Below are 17,886 nucleotides of genomic sequence, written 5' to 3'. Positions count from 1 at the left end.
GCCTTTTTTATGAAAACGTCCAAACTCTGAAGCCTCCAAGACATGACCCGATCCGACCTCGTTGTATTGCTGGCCGAGCGCTTCGGCCAACTGGCGCAGCGTGACACCGAGTTCGCCGTCAAGACGATTCTGGACGCGATGTCCGACTCGCTCTCGCGTGGCCACCGGATCGAGATTCGCGGTTTCGGCAGCTTCCAAGTCAACCGGCGCCCGCCCCGCATGGGTCGCAACCCGCGCAGCGGCGAGCAGGTCTTGATCCCCGAGAAGTTGGTGCCCCACTTCAAGCCCGGCAAAGCGCTACGTGAAGGCGTTGATGCTGACAATAGCGCCGGCCATTCAGCCAACAAAGAATTGCTCGCCGCGCAACAGATTAAGGGCTAAGTCCGGGCTGGCAAGTCTGCACAGACACTAGAATCCGGCTCAATGCGAATCCTTGTTTGGGCCTTCCGAGCCTTCCTCTTTTTTGCCCTTTTTGCCTTTGCGCTGAACAACAGCCACGAGGTAGTGGTGCGCTGGTTTTTTGGCCATGAATGGCGCTCGCCGCTGGTCATTGTGGTCTTGCTAGCCTTTGGCATGGGCTGCGCTCTGGGCGTGCTGGCGATGGTGCCGGCTTGGTGGCATCACCGCCGCATTGCCAGCCGCGGCCCCGCCGCCGGTTCGGCAGCAAACCCAGGCGGAAATGATGAAGCCCAGCCACCCAGCGTGATCCGTGATGGAATTTGATTTCCGCTGGCTGCTGTTCGCACTGCCGGGGGCTTTCGCCATCGGCTGGCTCGCCTCCAAGCTCGACACAAGGCAATGGAAGCGCGAGCAAAAAAACTCACCCAAAGCCTACTTCAAAGGTCTGAATCTGCTGCTCAATGAGCAGCACGACAAGGCCATTGACGCCTTCATCGAAGCGGTGCAAAACGACCCCGACACCTCGGAGCTGCACTTCGCGCTGGGCAATCTATTCCGCCGCCGCGGCGAGTATGAGCGTGCCGTGCGGGTGCATCAACATCTGCTGCAGCGCGGAGACTTGCCCCGCTCGGAGCGTGAACGCGCTCAGCATGCCTTGGCGCAAGACTTTTACAAGGCCGGGCTGTTTGACCGCGCCGAAACCGCCTTCACCGCACTCACCGGCACGCCGTTTGAAAGCGAAGCGGAGCTGGCCTTGCTGGCCCTGTATGAGCGCACCCGCGACTGGCGCAAGGCCGCCGATGTGGCACGCCATTTGGAGCGGACCGGCACCGCCTCTTTTGCCACTCGCATAGCGCATTACCTGTGCGAATTGGCGCTGGAAGCGCAAGCTCGGGATCAAGACGACGAAGCTTTGACCCTGCTCGCCGAAGCCCGCAAGGTGGCGCCTCACGCGGCGCGCGCCCATGTGTTGGGCGGACAGATGCAAGCCAGGCTGGGCCAGCCCAAATTGGCGATGGCGGCCTATGCGGAACTGCTGGCGGTCAATCCCGAGGCCTTCAATCTGGTTGCGCGCGACTTTGCCGAGGCCGCGCAGACCTGCGGCTGCCAGCAGCGCGCCCTGGCCATTTTGAGTGATCAATATGGCCGCACACCCGGCATGCATTTGCTGCAAGCCATCGCCAAGCTCGAGCCCAGCCCCGACTTGCAGCGCGAACGCCTGAGCCGCCATTTGCGCGAGCAGCCCAATCTTTCAGCAGCTCGCTCGCTGCTGACCCAAAGTGGCTTCAAACTCAGCGAGTCCGAGGCTCCGCTGGTCGCCGCGACGCTGGACCAGGCCGTGCGCCCCTTGCAACGTTACCGCTGCGCCGCCTGCGGCTTCGAGGCCCAGCACTACTTCTGGCAATGCCCTGGTTGCTTGAATTGGGACACCTACCCGCCTCACCATGTCGACGAATAAGCCGCTGCGGTCGGACAAAAGCCCCGATCGCATCCTCATCGTTCGTCTGAGTGCTTTGGGTGATGTCGTGTTGAGCTCGGGGCTGATTCCCGCGCTGCTCAGCCATTGGCCCCATGCCGAGATCACCTGGCTGGTGGAGCCGGCAGCAGCACCGCTGCTCAAACATAACCCACGACTTCATCGGCTGATGGTCTTGCCAACCGCTAAGTGGAAGAGCTTGTGGCGAGAAGGCAAAAAGCTGCAGGCCTTGCGCGAGATCTGGCGTTTTCGAGCCTCCCTGCGGGCCGCCAGCTTTGATTTGGTCATCGACCCGCAAGGCCTGCTCAAAAGCGGCCTGATGGCCTGGCTGACCGGCGCGCCCCGGCGGGTCAACCTGAAACCGCGCGAGTCCAGCCAATGGTTGATGCATGAGAGCGTGCGCCCCGGCCCCGGCGTGGGACTTGATGCGATGCAGCCCATCATCGCGCATGAGTACCGCGACCTGGCGGTCTATCTCGGCGCCGAGAGCGACAGCTATAGGATGGACCTGGCCGTCGGCGAGGCAGCCCGGCAGCAAGCTCGCAGTCGCCTGGCACAAGCCCAGGTCGGCCCCAGATACGCCGTCCTGGCCGCCTTCACCACCCGGCCGCAAAAGCACTGGATCGAAGGCCATTGGGCCGGGCTCGCAGACGGCTTGCTCGTGCAAGGCCTAACGCCATTATTGCTAGGTGGCCCCAGCGATCTGGAAGCGGCGCAGCGCATTGCCGCCATTAACCCAGCCATCGTCAACTTGGTCGGCCGATTCAAGCTCGACGAGACCGTGGCCGTCATCAGCGAAGCGAGCTTGCTGGTCGGCGTCGACACCGGCCTGAGCCATATGGCGATCGCGCTGGACATTCCCACCGTGGCCTTGTTTGGCTCGACCACACCCTATTTGCGCGGGCCAAGCATGCGCACCCAGGTGCTTTATGAGCAACTACCCTGCTCGCCCTGTAACCGCAAACCCAGCTGCGGTGGCCGCTTTGATTGCATGCGCCTGCTTGATGTCCCGCGCGTCTTGAAAGCCGCTGCCGAAGTCCAGCAGACGACAGCCCACTGATCAGCCAAGCCTATGTCAAATCAACTCGTGCCCAGCGACCTGCTCGCGAAGTCAAAAAAAATTCTGTTCATCACCCACCTGGCGCTGGGCGACTACACCTATTTGCAGAATTTTTTCCAGGCCTTTGCCAAGCACTTTCCGCATATCGAAGTGCATATCTGGGTCGACGAATTGCGCCGCAGCAGCAAACCCGCTGATTGGGTGCATCTGAAAAAGTACGCCTTGTACGACTGGTTGGCGGCCTGCCCTTTTGTCGCCAAGACCTATGACAAGACCTACAGCCCAGCGCTGTATCAGCAATCGATTCAAGAAGCTCGGCAGCAGCATTATCCGCTGGTCGTGTCTCTAGCCACTTTGCGCCCGCATCTATATGCGGCCTTGGCGCGCGAGATCAGCCCGAGCGGTTTTGTGGCCGGCATGAAGCATGAGCCCGGCCTCTTGGCCTTGCACAGACACTGGGCCTATCGAAAGCTCGATGCAGCCCTCAATCCTGATGCACGAACGCAGGCCGGTCAGCACATCACGGGCATTTACAACGGCTGGTTCAATTCCTTCTTCGGCATGGACTTGGCCGCAGAAGAGCGCTTCCCCTTTCTCGATGTTCCGCCACAGTGGTTGATCGCAAGCCAGCAGCAATTGCTGCAATGGGGTTTTACCGGCACAAGCGATGAGGGCGTGCGGCCTGTATTTATCAACCCGTTTGCGAAAAACAATAAGCGCTGCTGGCCCTTGAACCGGGTGGTCGAGCTGATTCAGGCCATGCGCAAATTGCCGGCTTGGGCCAACACTTGTTTTGTCGTCAATGTGGTGCCGGAGCAAATGACCCAGGTGCGAGCCTATTTCGCCACACAGGGTTTGCAGCAAGTACAACTCTTCAGCGCCGAAGAAAACTTCTTCCAATTGCCAGCGATGTTGAGTCAATGCAGTTTGATCATCTCGGTGGAAACTGCAGTGATGCACTTGGCCAATGCGGTGCATATTCCGGTGATCGCCCTGATGCGTCAGAAGAACCCGGAATGGGCGCCCATCGACGAAAAGAACAGCACCGTGATCACGACGCTGAGTCGCAGTGACTGGGTCAAGGCGATCACCGCCGAGCAGGTCACTGCAGTTCTGGATTCAGTCAAACCGGCCTGAGAGCTGGCGCCACTTCATCCAACAATAAAAACCAAGCGCGTCGTAAATGCCTCTGGCTGTCTTGCGGATATTCTTCTTGAACAGTTGCTGCGCTGTGGCTTGACGCCCGGTGCGACACAAATTCTTGAAAAGATTGCGTGCCGCCCTGTTTTGGAGCATGGCGGGCTCACATTGCGCAAGATACTCGGCCAACTGCGGGTCTTTGAACACAGCATGGAAATTGGCAAAACCGTGAAAACCAAAGGTCGGGCCGCTCGGCGGAATAAATTCAAAGGCGAATTTTGAAGCCAACTCGATGGGCGCAAATTTAATGCCATGCTCCTTGATCAATTGCTCGCGGTGCAACTCACAAATCACATAGTCCTCGGGATGCACCTGCTGAATATCAATTTTCTTCAGCGCCTCGATCAAACGCCTTGAGCGCAAGGAAAACCCACCATTGCCGACCGCAACCGGGCGATGCGGCCAAGGTGCACCGATATAGTCATACTGCAAAAATTCATCGTCCCAACAATCTGCATTGAGAATAAAGCCGTCCCACTGCACAACCAAGACGAAGTCACCGCTGAAATAAGCCCCCAGGTCCTTCAACATGAAAGACGAATAGCCTTCCATATCACTGAAGGGCGGAATCAATACTTGTTCGATGTCGGCAGGCAAAGCTTGTCGGCTGGTGCACAACAGCAGGCATTCCTTGAAGGATGCCGCCGCCATGCAGCGCTCCAAGGCATAGCGCGCCAACTGGGTACGACGAGTTTCAACGCAAACCAAGCTGACCTGGCTGAGTTGTGGTTTGGACGAATTCATAAAAAAGTTTTGCCGCAAAATACGCCGCTGTCGATCGGCACCGTTTCCTGAGAATCGAATCATCCCATGATCTACATTGACGTCACCGATCTCATCCTGTGGGTCCGGCGCAAATCCACCGTCACCGGCATTCAACGCGTGCACATCAACTATGCCGTCAATGCCTTGGACCACGGGGCTCAATGCCTGATGTTTTACGGCCGGGAATGCCGCGATGTGGCCCTGGTCAGCAACGAGTTCGTGCGCTTCATGGGCGATGTACTGAGCAGCCGCGTGAAGATGGACAAGCGCAAGTTTTTTGAGATGTGCCCGAACGCGCGGCTCTTTCCCTGGCCCGACTACAGCCAAAAATACGCTCACCGTCCGGTCAAATACTGGCTGCACACCGTTGGCGGCCATCTGCGCTTTCATACCCAGCGCTGGCTGTTTGAGCGCCCCGCTCAAAGCCCGGATTTCAAGCCGGGTGATGCGCTGCTCAGCATCGGCCGCGACTGGACGATGGAGGGTTACGTCGCCAATATTCAGCGCTTGAAGGACCGCTACGGCATCCGTCCCCAGCTTTTTCTGCATGACATGATCCCGATTCCCGGCGAAAAGCAGGCCGGCACAGCCAAACGCTTTTTGACCTTCGTCACCGATGCATTCAAGACCTTCGACCGCTTCTTCACCAGTTCCGACTACAACCGGGGAGAGATCATCAAGTACATGCATGAGTTTGTCGGCTATGAGAAGCCGGTCGTAAAACTCGGCTTCGGGCAAAACATCAACGCCATGGGTCTGGCTCCGACAGCACTACCCGATGGCCTGGAGCCTGGTCTTTATCTCTTGTGCGTGGGCCGGGTTGCGGCCTCGAAGAACCAGATTCGCTTGATGAAGGCATGGCACAAGCTCGTGCAGACAGGCGCGGACGGCGGTGTGAAGCTGGTTCTTTTGGGTGAGCTCAGCGGCAGCTACCGCGAATTCCATGACTACCTCAAAGACGCCAAGGCTTTGGACGGCAAACTGATCTTGCTGGAGAAAGCATCCGATCAGTTGCTCAACACCCTATACCAGAACTGCCTGTTCACCGTCTTCCCGTCCACCATCGAAGGCTACGGCCTGCCGGCTGCCGAGTCGGTTGCTTACGGCAAGTTCTGCCTAGCTTCAAACGCCACCTCCATCCCCGAGGCGGCCGGCATTCATGCCGACTATTTCGACCCCTTGGACGAGGACGAGATGCAAGCCAAGCTCAAACACTATCTGGAAGACCGCGACGCATTGCACGGCCGCGAGGCTTTGATTAAAGCAGCAAAAATCAGGACCTGGGCCGAGGCCAGCGCGGAGTTGGTTGAGCGCGCCGGCCGCCAGCTGGAGGCCGCTTAAGCCAGCAAGGAGGCCACGGCGCTCGCCAAACTGCTTGAACGCTCGGCGCTCAAGCCAACTGGCAATTCAGCCGGCTCACCCCGACCATCCTTGGCCAACAAGAATGCGCGCCATACGCCGGCCGCCTTCGCCGCCTCGATATCGGAGGGCTTGTCTCCGAACAGCACCGAGGCCGCCAGATCCAGCGACAACTCATCCGCCGCCCGCAAAATCATGCCCGGCGCCGGTTTGCGGCAACCGCAGTCCATCCGGAACTCGGCCACCTGTCCATCCGGCAAATGCGGGCAAAACTCGACCGCCGCCAGCGGCACCTGCTGGGTCAGCAAGTAATTTCGCATTTGCTCGGTAAGCCGGTAAAAGTCGGCCTCGCTGTATTTGCCCCGCGCAATACCGGATTGATTGGTCACCACCACCAGCGCATAGCCGGCCTGATGCAGCTGACGCATGGCATCGATCGCGCCGGGGACGAATTCAAAATCTTCCCAGCGGCCTACATAAGCATGGTCGATATTGATCACGCCGTCGCGGTCAAGAAAGGCAGCTTTTTGCATATCAAGTCGAACGCAGGCTGCGCACCAGGGCCGTGGTCGAGTAGCCGTCAACAAAAGACAGCGCCTCAGAGCGCCCACCCCAGGAACGCACCAAGCGCGTTTCTTCCAGCAGCTCCATATCGTAGTCACCGCCCTTGACGTAGATATCGGGGCGTATGCGGGCCAGCAAGGCGCAGGGCGTGGGCTCGTCAAAGAAAGTCACGCAGTCCACCGCCGCCAAGCCGGCCAGCACCAAGGCGCGGTCCAACTCCCGGTTGATCGGCCGCTCCGGGCCCTTGCCCAGACCGCGCGCTGAAGCATCGGTATTGATCGCCACAATCAGGCTGCCGCCCAATTGGCGCGCCGCATGCAAATAGCTGACATGGCCGCGGTGCAAGATATCGAACACGCCATTGGTAAACACCAGCGGCTGCGGCAGGCTGGCCAAACGAGCCGTCAAGGCCGTGTCATCCAGTGCAGCCGCGTCCAGCAGCTTATCCTGCAAGGCCCAATTCAAGGTCGCGCTCAAGCTTGCAACTCCTCATAGCTGACCGTGGCGGTGCCGAACTTGCCGACCACGATGCCGCCGGCCCGATTCGCCCAACGCATCGCCTGATCCATGCTCAAGCCCGCCGCCATCATCACTGCCAAAGTGGCGATCACCGTGTCGCCGGCGCCGGTCACGTCGAACACCTCGCGCGCTTGAGCGGGCTCATGGTTGATACCGTTGGCGGAGAACAAGGTCATGCCCTCCTCCGAGCGCGTCAGCAAGACGGCCTCGACGCCGATAGCCTCTCTCAGCGCATCAACCTTGGCCTTCAAATCCGCCTCGCCCCGCCATTGCCCGCTGACCAGTGCCAGCTCGGCCCGGTTAGGCGTGATCACGGTCGCACCCGCATAACGCTGAAAATCACTGCCCTTGGGGTCCACCAAGACCGGCTTGCCGGCCGCCCGGGCCAGCGCAATCATCTGCGGAATATGGGCCAGGCCGCCCTTGCCGTAGTCGGAAAACAGCACCAGATCATGGTCGGCCAGTTGCTGCTCAAACGCATCGGTCATCTCGCCCAGCAGCTCATGGTCGGGTTCGTTTTCGAAGTCGATGCGCAGCAATTGCTGGGCTCGCCCGATCACGCGCAGCTTGACGATGGTCTGCAGCTTGGGGTCGTCGCGCAAGACCGTTTCCACGCCCTGCGCGTGCAGCAGCTCGCGCAGCTTGACGGCAGGCTGATCGCGCCCCACCACGGTCAGCAAGGTCGTGCGAGCGCCCAGCATCTTGACGCCCAGCGCCACGTTCGCAGCGCCGCCCAAGCGCTCTTCCTCGCGCTCCACCCGCACCACCGGCACCGGCGCCTCGGGCGAGATCCGTTCGACCGCGCCGTGCCAGTAACGATCCAGCATCACGTCACCGACCACCAACACGCGCTTGGCCGCCAGCAGCTCGCGCGTCGGCAAACTTTGCAGGCCTTGAAGTAAATTCTTAGTCACAGGCATGACCCTCTCAGTCCAAGCCCAGCTCGGCTTCGATCAAACCGCACAAGGTATGGCCGATCAAGATATGCGCCTCCTGGATGCGCGCCGTCACCTGATGCGGCACCACGATTGACCCGTCACACAGGCCGCGCAGCTGTCCGCCATCGCGTCCCAACAAGCCCAGGGTGTAGACGCCGGCCGCCTTGGCGGCCTCGACCGCACGCAAGACATTGGCCGAGTTACCCGAGGTGGAGATCGCCACCAGCGCGTCGCCCGAGCGCGCCAGCGCCGTCAACTGACGCGCGAACACCTGCTCGAAGGCGTAGTCATTCGCAATGCAGGTCAAGGCCGAGGTATCGGTGTTGAGCGCGATGGCCGCCAGCGGCCTGCGGTCTTTGATGAAGCGGCCCGTCAACTCGGCGGCCAGATGCTGGCTGTCAGCGGCCGAACCACCGTTCCCGCAAAACATGATCTTGCCGCCCTGCGTGAGCACCTTGGCCAAATGTTGTCCGGCCTGGGCGATAGCGGGGTCCAAGTCGTGCAACACGGTCATCAGTTGCTGATGCTCGGCAAGGTTGCGCAAAAACAGTGAATTCATTGATGAAAATCCATGAAAAGTAAAGAGTTGCTCGGGCGCCGCAGCCGTCTGCTGTTGGCCAATCACATCACGCCATTATCAACGCAGGCAGACGCGCATTGCCCCCCGTTACTCGACCCAAAATGCCAGCGACAATCCGCGCCATGACGACTGATTCTTCCGAACTCAAACCCGTTGCCAAGCGCTTGATGCGCTTTGTCAAACCCTACCGTACCGGCCTCTCGCTGACTCTGCTGGCCTACGCCGCAGCGGCGGCCACCGAGCCGCTGATTCCGCATCTGATCAAGACCGTGTTCGGTCAAGGCTTCGCCAGCAGCTCCTTTTCGGTGTGGTGGGTGCCGGTCGTGTTGATCGGCCTGTTCGCCTTGCGTGGCTTGCTGGGTTTTCTGGGGCAGTACCTGCTCAACTGGTCGGTTACACGGGTGGTGATGGACTTCCGCTGTGCGCTGCTGGATGCCTTGCTCAAGGCCGATGCACGCGTCTTCACCAGCTTGCAGCCCGGTACAGCGGTCACCAAGGTGGTCAACGACCCGCAGCAAATCATGGGCACGCTGACCAACCCCTTCATCAGCGTGTTGCGCGATGGCCTGCCGGCCATCGCCATTCTGGGCTACCTGATCATGCTGAACTGGCAGCTGACGCTGCTGTCCATGATTACAACGCCCTTGATGGCTTTCGTCATGCGCAAGGTCGCCTCGCGCGTACGCCGACTCGGCGGCATCGCCTATGACGCGCAACTGCAGTTGGTCAACAAGGTCGACGATCTGACCCGCGCCTGGCGGGTGGTGCGCAGCTTTGATGCGGCCGACCATGAGCGGGCTCAGTTCAATGCACTGGCCCGGCAGGTGCAGCGCAACAACCTGAAGTCGGCTGCGGCTGCAGCCATGACGCAACCCTTGTCGCAGTTCGTCGCGAGCTGGGGCTTGTCCTTGATCGTCTGCCTGGCCTTGCTGCAAGCGCGCCAAGCCAATACCGGCGTGGGCGAGTTTGCCGCCTTCATCACCGGCCTGCTCTTGCTGACCTCACGCCTGCGCCATCTCAGCGACTTGATGCCGCCCATCACCAGCGCGCTGGTGATCGCACGCGGCTGCATGAGCTTGCTGGACATGCCGGTTGAGCCCGACAAAGGGACGAAGGAACTTCAGGACTGCAAGGGCGAGATCCAGATGCAGGATGTCCATCTGCTCTATCCGGACGCCGACCGCCCGGCGCTCAATGGGCTGACGCTCAAATTCGCAGCCGGTCAAACCACCGCCCTGGTCGGCGCCTCGGGCGCAGGCAAGAGCTCCATCGTCCATCTGCTGCTGGGCTTCGGTCAGGCCGACTCTGGCAGCGTCACGCTCGACGGGGTTGAGGTCAGCGAGCTTCGCAAGGGCAATCTGCGCCGCCAGTTCGCGGTGGTGTCGCAAGACATCGTGCTGTTTGACGCCTCGGTGGCCGACAACATCGCCTATGCCCAACCCCGCGATGAAGCCAAGTTGGAGCAGGCCTTGCGTGCCGCCAATCTATGGGACTTTGCACTTGGCCTGCCGCAAGGGCTGGACACCATCATTGGCGCCAATGGCAGCAAGCTCTCAGGCGGCCAGCGCCAGCGCCTGGCCATCGCGCGCGCGCTCTACCGCGATGCACCTGTCTGGGTGTTTGATGAGGCCACCTCGGCACTCGACACCGAGAGCGAGCGCGCGGTTCAACAAGCGCTGGAGCAATGGCAGGGTCGCAAGACGCTGATCGTCATCGCGCACCGCTTGTCCACCGTTCGCTCGGCCGACAGCATCCATGTGCTGGGCGCCGGCCGGGTGCTGGAAAGCGGCTCGCACGCCGAGTTGATAGCCGTCGACGGCGCCTATGCCGCGATGGTGCGGGCGCAACACGGCGAATAGCCTAAGGACCTGCTCCTGATGCGGCGCCGCAGTTTGCTGACTGGTTTCATGTGCATCCTGGCCGGGCACACCAGGGCGCAAGTGAAGCTGCTGGAAGCCAACGAAGCCAGCCGCGCCGAGCTAGAGTCGCTGCCCGGCCTGGGGCCGGGCTTAGTGGAGAAGCTGCTGAACGCGCGGGCCCTGGCCCTCTTCAGCGATTGGGCCGATCTGCTGCACCGCGTACGTGGCATAGGCCCGGCCAAAGCCAGCAAACTCTCGGCGCTGGGTCTGCGCGTGAACGGAACAGCCTACCCCGAGTGATTCATCGCCCCGGGCACCGTCTCGGCAAAGCCGGCCTTGCGCCGCCGCATCGAGGCCGGGTCGCATTGCAAGGCTTGTTCCGGCCAACCAAAAAAGGCCTGTACCTCCGCGCGCCGCGCCAAGGTGTCGCTCATGCCCAAGTTGATCAACTCGCCGGTGAACGAGGGCTCAAACAGCAAGTAGCTGGTCAGCGCCGATCCGCTCGCGCCCTTGCCTTCGCCTGCCACCCCGACACTGCGCAAAAGGCCTTTGATCGTCGGCGGCAAGCTGCCTTGATGTTCGGCCGCCAAGTCATCCAGACGCCGGCTGGGCGCAATCACCAAGACCTCAACCGGCCGCAAAGGCGTCGCTTCCCTGGCCTGCTGCGGCAGCAAGGCCAGCGTATTGTTGATACGCTGCAAGCGCTCCACGTCCACCGCCAACGCGTCCAAAAAAATATTCGACAAGGCATGGCCGGCAATCTGCGCCATGCTGGGGTGACCCGTTACCAGCGCGGAGCGCCGGCTGCCGGGTGGCTCATGCATGCGGCCCGCACCAATCACCAAAATGCGCTCGGCGCCGAGATGGATGGCCGGCGAAATCGGCGCACTCTGGCGCATCGAACCATCACCAAACCATTCGGGCTGACCATCCAGATCCAAGGACTGCGCCGGGAAGATGAAGGGAATCGCTGCGGAGGCCGTCAAGTGCTCGACCGTCAATTGCGTTCTGACGGCAATGCGCTGCGAACGCGACCAGGGCGTGATGGGCTTTTGGGTTTGATAAAACGTAATGTGCTGCCCAGACGTATAGCTGGAGCCACTGATCGCCAGCGCATGCATATGGCCGGCCGCCAGCATCTGGTCCAGACGATCCATCTCTATCCACCGGTGCAGCAAAGCGGCCAGCGGGGCGTTATCGAGCAGGCTGCGCGGCTGGGTGCGGCGCCAACGCGCCACCGCCCAGCCCAAACTCATCAAGCGCAACCAGCGCGCGCCGGTGCGGATGATGCCAAAGGCGTCGGCACTGTAAATCTGGTCGACATGCAGGTTCTGCCACAGATGCACCAACCCATCTACGGCGCCGTCAAAATCATCCGCATGGCAGGCCAAGGTGGCCGCGTTGATCGCACCCGCCGAAGTGCCGGCAATGATGGGAAAAGGGCTGGCACCGCTGAAGCCGGCATCGCGGCGCAACTGCGCCACCGCCGCCAACACACCCACTTGATAGGCCGCACGCGCGCCGCCTCCGGTGAGGATAAGGCCGCAAGGTCCAAAGCTTGGCCTTGAAGCTGTGGTGAGGGTTGGGGTGGCGTTGGGCATGGTCGGCAATGCGGTGAATCATCGCCTATTTGTGCGGGCTCAAGCCTTCAAAAAAGGCGGGAAACCGTAAGTTAGCCCCGCGCCGTCCTCAGTCGTAGATGATTTGCGACACTGGACCGCCCTGCGGATCCTGCGTCGCCAAGCGCAGTTGCGCCAAGGCCTCATCGCTGGGCCAGAAGCGGCTTTCCTCGCCCAACTCAATCTTGAACTCCGCCCCCGCGTGTTCACCGAACAAAAAATGGTGGGTGGTCATTTTCAAGCCCTGCCTGACCTGACCCTGCTCCGTTTCCAGCAGTCGTGCAGGCCATTGCTTGATCACATCCTGCAGCGCGGGCAGGCTGCGCCGCACCGGCACATAGAAATACTTGCCAAAGCGCGCGCGCGCGCCGGCCAGATCCCATACCGCCTGCACATTGAAACGGAAGCCGCCGGCAAAGCGGTCCATCTGCACCTTGCCCTGCAGAATCAGCAACTCGTCGTCGACCAGCAGGTCTTTGTGCAGGTTCAGCAATTCTTCGTTGGCCACCGCCTCGATGAAGTCGCTCTTGTCGTCAAGCTTGAAGATCGCCACCCGGCCGCGATTGCCATTGATGACCCGCAGATCGCTGACGATGCCGGCCAGCATCACCACCTCGCGGCTCTGCGCGGCGTCCTCGATATTGGCGACCCGGCGCTTGACCATGCGGCGCACTTCCTCGCCGCTCTGGTCGAACAGATGGCCGCTCAGGTAGTAGCCAATCGCGGTCTTCTCCAGCGTCAGGCGCTCCTTGATGCTCCAGGGGGCGGCGTCCACCAGATCGGGCTCGGCGGTGCTGGATGCATGCGAGTCGCCAAAATCGAACAGCCCGCCCTGATTGGCATTGGCCTCCTGCGTCTCCGCGTGGGTGTAGCCGCGCGCCACGCTGGCCAGCAGGCGAGCACGGTCCGCCTCCAGCTTGTCAAAGGCGCCGGCCTTGATCAGCGCGTCGACCACCCGTTTGTTGACCGACTTGCGGTCGATCCGGTTGCAGAAGTCATAAAAACTCTTGAACTCGCCGCCCGCTTTACGGGTCGCCACGATCGAGTCGATCGCGCCCTTGCCGGTGCCCTTGATCGCGCCAAGGCCGTAATTGATCAGCTTGTTGGTGATCGGCTCGAACCGGTGCACACCGAGATTGACGTTAGGCGGCTCGAAGGCGATGCCGAACAGCTTAGCGTCATTCAACAAGACCTTGAGCTTGTCGGTGTCGTCCATTTCAATCGTCATGTTCGCGGCGAAGAACTCGGCCGTGAAATGCACCTTGAGCCAACCGGTGTGATAAGCCAGCAAGGAGTATGCGGCGGCATGCGACTTGTTGAAGCCGTAGCCGGCAAACTTCTCCATCAAGTCGAACACTTCGTCGGCCTGGGCCTCGTCCAGACCGTTCACGGCCGCACCCTTGCGGAAGATCGCCCGGTGCTCGGCCATCTCCTCGGCCTTCTTCTTGCCCATCGCGCGGCGCAGCATGTCGGCGCCGCCGAGCGAGTAGCCGCCCAGCACCTGGGCGGTCTGCATCACCTGCTCCTGGTAGACCATGATGCCGTAGGTCTCGCTCAGCACCGGCTCCGTCAAGGGATGCGGGTAGACCACCACTTCCTTGCCATGCTTGCGCGCGACAAAGGTCGGGATCAGATCCATTGGGCCTGGCCGATACAGCGCGTTCAGCGCGATCAGGTCTTCCAGACGCGAAGGCTTGGCATCCTTCAACATGCGCTGCATGCCGCTGGATTCAAACTGGAACACCGACTCGGTCAGCCCTTCCGAGAACAGCTTGTAGGTCTTGCGGTCATCGAGCGGAATGGTCTCGAAGCTGAAGTTCTTTTGCTCGGGGTAGCGGGCAATGATGAAGTCCTTGGCCAACTCCAGAATCGTTAGCGTCGCCAGACCCAAAAAGTCGAACTTGACCAGGCCCACCGCCTCGACGTCGTCCTTGTCGTACTGGCTGACCGCGCTGTTCGAGCCGGGCTGCTGATACTGCGGGCAAAAATCGGTGATCTTGCCGGGCGCAATCAACACGCCCCCGGCATGCATGCCGATATTGCGCACCATGCCTTCGACGCGAGCGGCCAGCTTCAAGAGCTCGGCCACCTCTTCTTCCTGCGCCTCGCGCTGATCAATCTCCGGCGCCTCGTGGCGCGCGTAGATCATCTTCTCCTTGGCCGGGTCGAAGTTCTCCGGCAGCTTGGCCAAGGTCACCGTCTTGCCCGGAGGCGCCGGAATCAGCTTGGCGATCGAGTCGACTTGGCCATAGCCCATGCCCAGCACGCGGCCGATGTCACGCAGCGCCGCCTTGGCCGCCATGGTGCCGAAAGTGGCGATCTGGCTGACTGCAGGGCGGCCGTATTTGTCCTTGACGTAGTCGATAACGCGGTCGCGGTTGCCCTGGCAGAAGTCGATGTCGAAGTCGGGCATCGAGACCCGTTCCGGGTTCAAGAAGCGCTCGAACAGCAGGTTGTATTGCAGCGGATCCAGGTCGGTGATCTTCAGCACATAGGCGACCAGCGAGCCCGCGCCCGAACCCCGCCCCGGGCCGACCGGGCAGCCATTGTTCTTGGCCCACCAGATGAAGTCCGACACGATCAGGAAGTAGCCGGGGAAGCCCATCTTCACGATCGTCTCGAGCTCGAACTCCAGCCTGGCGATGTAACGCGGCATCTGCTCGGCGCGTTTTTCCTCGTTCGGGTAGAGCAGCACCATCCGCTCTTTCAGACCCTCATGCGAGGCGTAACGGAAGTAATCATCGGGCGTCATCTTGACGCCGTCGACCAGCGGAGTCGGAAATTCCGGCAGCTGCGGCTTACCCAGCACCAGACTCAGGCTGCAGCGCCGTGCAATCTCCACCGTATTGGCGATCGCCGAAGGAATGTCGGCAAACAGCGCCTCCATCTCGGCCTGGCTGCGAAAGAACTGGCCCGGCAAAAAGCGCTTGATGCGCTTGGGATTGGTCAGCGTCTCGCCCTCGGCCACGCAGACCCTGGCCTCATGCGCCTCGAAATCCTCGGTGCCCAGGAACTGCACCGGATGTGTGGCGACGACCGGCAGGCCCAGCTCGGCCGCAAACGGCACGCTGGTCTGGACCAGCGCCTCTTGGCCGGCCAGCCCGGCACGCTGCAACTCGATGTAAAAGCGCTGCGGAAAGATCTCTTGGAAGCGCCCGGCCCAGTCCAGCGCACGCGGCTTGTCGCCGGCCAACAAGGCAGCGCCCAGGCCGCCAAACTGGGCGCCCGACAGGCAGATCAAGCCTTCATTGAGCTCACTCAGCCATTCCCATTTCAGGCAGGCCTGGTTGCGCTGCACGTTCTGAATCCAGGCTCTCGAAAGCAACTCGCACAGGTTCAGATAGCCCTGTTTGTTTTGCACCAGCAGCAAAAAGCGACTGGGGTTCTTGTCCGAGCCTTCGGGCTCCAGCCAGCAGTCGGCGCCCAAGATGGGCTTGACGCCCTTCTTGCGCATGCCGCTATAGAACTTGATGCCGCCAAACAGATTGGCCAGGTCGGTGATCGCGCAGGCGATTTGCCCGTCTTTGGCGGCCGCGGAGGCCGCGTCGTCGATTCTGAGGGTGCCGTCAACGACGGAGAATTCGGTGTGGGTGCGTAAGTGAACAAAGGCCATTTGTCCGATTGTACGGAGCCATTGTTCGGCCCCGGCTGAATTGCTCTACCTGCACGATGCCGGGAGTTCGCCCCGGCGGGCGACCTACTTCTCTTGTCTCGCCAAGAGAAGTAGGCCAGAGAAGGCGACCCTGCCGCATGGCCCCTGCGGGGTCCGCTCGGATGCTCAAATTTGCCGGGCCGCGCCCAACTCACTTCGCTACGCTGCGTTCATACAAGGGGCGCGAAACCAGTTCTTGAAGTCGCTGCGCGACGCCCGGCAAATTTTCCGCTCCTCGCCCATGCAGAAGGGGTGAACACCCAAGAACTCGGCTCGCTGCGCATCGCCTCGATGGGTGCCGCGCAGCGCGCTGGCACCTCGCCAGTCGATGGCTTGAGGGTCGGGTCTTCACTATATTTTTGGGATCTGACCCCGAGAGGTGTAGATTTTCAAAGTGGTTTCACGAGCGCCAAGACACGTTCGATCTCGGCGTAGATTTGCGGCCAGTCCTGGGCATGCCGCTGGTTAAAGCTCACGCTGATATGCATTCCTTGGCCCCAGGCAAAGTAAGCCGAGCATCGGTCATCTTTTCTGGCATGTGTACACCCCATGGCCGCCGGTTTGCCAGATGGATAGCTCGCATTCTTTGCGACGTAGATCGTGCTCAACTCGGTCGGCTGTTCTCGAAGTTGAACAGTCACAACATCAAGGTTTGTTGATTGGCTGATGAGGGTCACGGGCCGACCCTTCTTCTCGGCCATTGCAATCATGTCGCTGAGTTCAATCGAGGCTGGCTCAGGGACAAAGTCGAGCTCGATGGCAATGTCATAGAACGGCTGCCCTTTCTCGGGAAAGCTCCCTCCTTCGGGTGGCCCAGTCAAATGTGTTTTGCTGGGCCAGTAAAAGGCCAAGCCCAGAAAGTCCAGTCGATAGGCTTTGGGCACAGAAAAATAGCGCCCGCCGACTTTCATGGCTACGTTGCCAGCGCTTACCTTCGGAACGACGTCACCTTCGCATGGCTTGTTCAAGCAGTCGATCCGCCGCTGCTCGGCCTTTTGCTGCTCAGATGGTCCACAGCCATAGAGTGTTAGCGCTAGAGAAAGGCCAAGCCCGGCAAGTAACAGTTTCCGTAGGGAAAGTAGCCTGGTAAGACCTCCACTCGTCACAATCTCATCGATGCCAACACTCTTCAAGGTAAGTTGAAACTCCGTCATTTGCACGCCCATTTCAGATCCATTTCTTCGGCTTCTGTCCGTCCAGTCCCATGCATTCATAAGCAGTGAAGGTCACGATTCCACGCGAATCGTAAAGGCCAGGGTCAGGTGTAAAAACTACCCCCCAAACATTTCGGCGTCCCATTTAGCCACCGAAAGCCGGGGTCTCAAGAATATCGGCAAGACTTGAGCGGCGCGGCACCCACTTGCAAGGTGCATGCGCGCAGCGCAGCACCCTTCGAGGCGACGCGCAGCGAGCCGTTTTCTTTGGAGTTCCCCCTTCTGCATGGGCGAGGAGCGGAAAATTTGCCGGGCGTCGCGCAGCGACTTCACGCAGGCGCAGGGTCACAGGCGCAGGGTCAGGTCTCAAATGTATAGGCAAGACCTGCCCCTCAAGCGATCGACTTGGAAGGTGCATGCGCGCAACGCAGCACCCTTCAAGGCGACGCGCAGCGAGCCGTGTTCTTTCGAAACCCCTTCTGCATGGGCGAGGAGCGGAGAATTTGCCGGGCGTCGCGCAGCGACTTCAACATCTGGCTTCGCGCCCCTTGTCTGAACGCAGCGTAGCGCAGTGAGTTGGGCGCGGCCCGGCAAATTTGAGCATCCGAGCGGACCCGCAGGGCCATGCGGCAGGGGCGCTTTCTTTGCCTTCTTTCTTGTGCGGACAAGAAAGAGGGTCGCCCGCCGGGGCGAACTCCCGGCATCGTGCCGAACGAGCAGATGCGCCGAGACGCGCCGGAT

The 17,886-nt window shown here is 60.9% G+C and carries 16 protein-coding genes; 8 read left to right on the top strand and 8 right to left on the bottom strand.

What is annotated here, in order from left to right:
• Positions 1 to 42: 42 nt before the first annotated feature.
• Genes PRZ03_RS18660 through PRZ03_RS18640 form a run of 5 tightly spaced genes read left to right on the top strand, consistent with a single transcriptional unit; the run spans position 43 to position 4,073 of the window.
• Positions 43 to 381, top strand: coding sequence for an integration host factor subunit beta (locus PRZ03_RS18660; RefSeq protein ID WP_263532172.1), 339 nt, complete (start codon positions 43 to 45; stop codon positions 379 to 381).
• Between the two features lie 42 nt (positions 382 to 423).
• The gene (locus PRZ03_RS18655; RefSeq protein WP_273601782.1) at positions 424 to 723 is read left to right on the top strand and encodes a LapA family protein; all 300 of its coding nucleotides are present in this window, start codon (positions 424 to 426) and stop codon (positions 721 to 723) included.
• Positions 713 to 1,858, top strand: coding sequence for a lipopolysaccharide assembly protein LapB (gene lapB / locus PRZ03_RS18650; RefSeq protein WP_273601781.1), 1,146 nt, complete (start codon positions 713 to 715; stop codon positions 1,856 to 1,858). The genes PRZ03_RS18655 and lapB overlap by 11 nt, the downstream gene beginning before the upstream one ends.
• Positions 1,845 to 2,936: a glycosyltransferase family 9 protein gene (locus PRZ03_RS18645; RefSeq protein WP_273601780.1), complete on the top strand. Its 1,092-nt coding sequence runs from the start codon at positions 1,845 to 1,847 to the stop codon at positions 2,934 to 2,936. Before lapB ends, PRZ03_RS18645 begins: the two co-directional genes overlap by 14 nt.
• Positions 2,937 to 2,948: 12 nt before the next feature.
• Positions 2,949 to 4,073, top strand: coding sequence for a glycosyltransferase family 9 protein (locus PRZ03_RS18640; RefSeq protein WP_273601779.1), 1,125 nt, complete (start codon positions 2,949 to 2,951; stop codon positions 4,071 to 4,073).
• On the opposite strand, the gene PRZ03_RS18635 is transcribed toward PRZ03_RS18640, so the two are convergent.
• Positions 4,056 to 5,015, bottom strand: a complete 960-nt coding sequence (locus tag PRZ03_RS18635) for a DUF5672 family protein (protein ID WP_273601778.1) — start codon at positions 5,013 to 5,015, stop codon at positions 4,056 to 4,058. The genes PRZ03_RS18640 and PRZ03_RS18635 overlap by 18 nt on opposite strands.
• On the opposite strand from PRZ03_RS18635, the gene PRZ03_RS18630 reads away from it, so the two are divergent.
• A complete protein-coding gene (locus PRZ03_RS18630) occupies positions 4,947 to 6,242 on the top strand; it encodes a glycosyltransferase (RefSeq protein ID WP_273601777.1) in 1,296 nt (431 codons plus the stop codon). The genes PRZ03_RS18635 and PRZ03_RS18630 overlap by 69 nt on opposite strands.
• On the opposite strand, the gene gmhB is transcribed toward PRZ03_RS18630, so the two are convergent.
• Genes gmhB through PRZ03_RS18610 form a run of 4 tightly spaced genes read right to left on the bottom strand, consistent with a single transcriptional unit; the run spans position 6,239 to position 8,840 of the window.
• Positions 6,239 to 6,793, bottom strand: a complete 555-nt coding sequence (gmhB, locus tag PRZ03_RS18625) for a D-glycero-beta-D-manno-heptose 1,7-bisphosphate 7-phosphatase (RefSeq protein WP_273601776.1) — start codon at positions 6,791 to 6,793, stop codon at positions 6,239 to 6,241. The genes PRZ03_RS18630 and gmhB overlap by 4 nt on opposite strands.
• 1 nt (position 6,794) lies before the next feature.
• On the bottom strand, positions 6,795 to 7,265 hold the full coding sequence (locus PRZ03_RS18620; protein ID WP_273601859.1) for an adenylyltransferase/cytidyltransferase family protein: 471 nt from the start codon (positions 7,263 to 7,265) through the stop codon (positions 6,795 to 6,797).
• A 32-nt stretch (positions 7,266 to 7,297) separates the two neighbouring features.
• The gene (gene rfaE1, locus PRZ03_RS18615; protein WP_273601775.1) at positions 7,298 to 8,263 is read right to left on the bottom strand and encodes a D-glycero-beta-D-manno-heptose-7-phosphate kinase; all 966 of its coding nucleotides are present in this window, start codon (positions 8,261 to 8,263) and stop codon (positions 7,298 to 7,300) included.
• 7 nt (positions 8,264 to 8,270) lie between these two features.
• A complete protein-coding gene (locus tag PRZ03_RS18610; RefSeq protein ID WP_273601774.1) occupies positions 8,271 to 8,840 on the bottom strand; it encodes a D-sedoheptulose-7-phosphate isomerase in 570 nt (189 codons plus the stop codon).
• A gap of 143 nt (positions 8,841 to 8,983) precedes the next feature.
• On the opposite strand from PRZ03_RS18610, the gene PRZ03_RS18605 reads away from it, so the two are divergent.
• Both PRZ03_RS18605 and PRZ03_RS18600 read left to right on the top strand, forming a co-directional pair.
• Positions 8,984 to 10,720: an ATP-binding cassette domain-containing protein gene (locus tag PRZ03_RS18605; RefSeq protein WP_273601773.1), complete on the top strand. Its 1,737-nt coding sequence runs from the start codon at positions 8,984 to 8,986 to the stop codon at positions 10,718 to 10,720.
• 18 nt (positions 10,721 to 10,738) lie between these two features.
• Positions 10,739 to 11,020 carry a ComEA family DNA-binding protein gene (locus PRZ03_RS18600; protein WP_273601772.1) on the top strand — a complete coding sequence of 94 codons (282 nt, stop codon included), beginning with the start codon at positions 10,739 to 10,741 and terminating at the stop codon, positions 11,018 to 11,020.
• On the opposite strand, the gene PRZ03_RS18595 is transcribed toward PRZ03_RS18600, so the two are convergent.
• From PRZ03_RS18595 to PRZ03_RS18585, 3 genes are all read right to left on the bottom strand, one after another.
• Positions 11,008 to 12,321, bottom strand: coding sequence for a patatin-like phospholipase family protein (locus PRZ03_RS18595; RefSeq protein ID WP_263532160.1), 1,314 nt, complete (start codon positions 12,319 to 12,321; stop codon positions 11,008 to 11,010). The genes PRZ03_RS18600 and PRZ03_RS18595 overlap by 13 nt on opposite strands.
• Before the next feature lie 88 nt (positions 12,322 to 12,409).
• Positions 12,410 to 15,952, bottom strand: a complete 3,543-nt coding sequence (gene dnaE, locus PRZ03_RS18590; protein ID WP_273601771.1) for a DNA polymerase III subunit alpha — start codon at positions 15,950 to 15,952, stop codon at positions 12,410 to 12,412.
• Between the two features lie 428 nt (positions 15,953 to 16,380).
• Positions 16,381 to 17,157 carry a hypothetical protein gene (locus PRZ03_RS18585; RefSeq protein WP_273601770.1) on the bottom strand — a complete coding sequence of 259 codons (777 nt, stop codon included), beginning with the start codon at positions 17,155 to 17,157 and terminating at the stop codon, positions 16,381 to 16,383.
• Positions 17,158 to 17,886 lie beyond the last annotated feature (729 nt).

Source organism: Roseateles albus, assembly GCF_028595345.1.
Lineage (GTDB): Bacteria > Pseudomonadota > Gammaproteobacteria > Burkholderiales > Burkholderiaceae_C > Paucibacter_A > Paucibacter_A albus.
This window is presented reverse-complemented; position numbering and strand designations above follow the sequence as displayed.

Excerpts from the sequence above, each read along its gene's own strand:
- rfaE1 (WP_273601775.1), bottom strand. The coding sequence starts at position 8,263 with ATGCCTGTGACTAAGAATTTACTTCAAGGCCTGCAAAGTTTGCCGACG.
- PRZ03_RS18630 (WP_273601777.1), top strand. The coding sequence starts at position 4,947 with ATGATCTACATTGACGTCACCGATCTCATCCTGTGGGTCCGGCGCAAA.
- PRZ03_RS18595 (WP_263532160.1), bottom strand. The coding sequence starts at position 12,321 with ATGCCCAACGCCACCCCAACCCTCACCACAGCTTCAAGGCCAAGCTTT.
- gmhB (WP_273601776.1), bottom strand. The coding sequence starts at position 6,793 with ATGCAAAAAGCTGCCTTTCTTGACCGCGACGGCGTGATCAATATCGAC.
- PRZ03_RS18585 (WP_273601770.1), bottom strand. The coding sequence starts at position 17,157 with ATGGGCGTGCAAATGACGGAGTTTCAACTTACCTTGAAGAGTGTTGGC.
- dnaE (WP_273601771.1), bottom strand. The coding sequence starts at position 15,952 with ATGGCCTTTGTTCACTTACGCACCCACACCGAATTCTCCGTCGTTGAC.
- PRZ03_RS18600 (WP_273601772.1), top strand. The coding sequence starts at position 10,739 with ATGCGGCGCCGCAGTTTGCTGACTGGTTTCATGTGCATCCTGGCCGGG.
- lapB (WP_273601781.1), top strand. The coding sequence starts at position 713 with ATGGAATTTGATTTCCGCTGGCTGCTGTTCGCACTGCCGGGGGCTTTC.
- PRZ03_RS18645 (WP_273601780.1), top strand. The coding sequence starts at position 1,845 with ATGTCGACGAATAAGCCGCTGCGGTCGGACAAAAGCCCCGATCGCATC.
- PRZ03_RS18640 (WP_273601779.1), top strand. The coding sequence starts at position 2,949 with ATGTCAAATCAACTCGTGCCCAGCGACCTGCTCGCGAAGTCAAAAAAA.
- PRZ03_RS18610 (WP_273601774.1), bottom strand. The coding sequence starts at position 8,840 with ATGAATTCACTGTTTTTGCGCAACCTTGCCGAGCATCAGCAACTGATG.
- PRZ03_RS18605 (WP_273601773.1), top strand. The coding sequence starts at position 8,984 with ATGACGACTGATTCTTCCGAACTCAAACCCGTTGCCAAGCGCTTGATG.
- PRZ03_RS18655 (WP_273601782.1), top strand. The coding sequence starts at position 424 with ATGCGAATCCTTGTTTGGGCCTTCCGAGCCTTCCTCTTTTTTGCCCTT.
- PRZ03_RS18660 (WP_263532172.1), top strand. The coding sequence starts at position 43 with ATGACCCGATCCGACCTCGTTGTATTGCTGGCCGAGCGCTTCGGCCAA.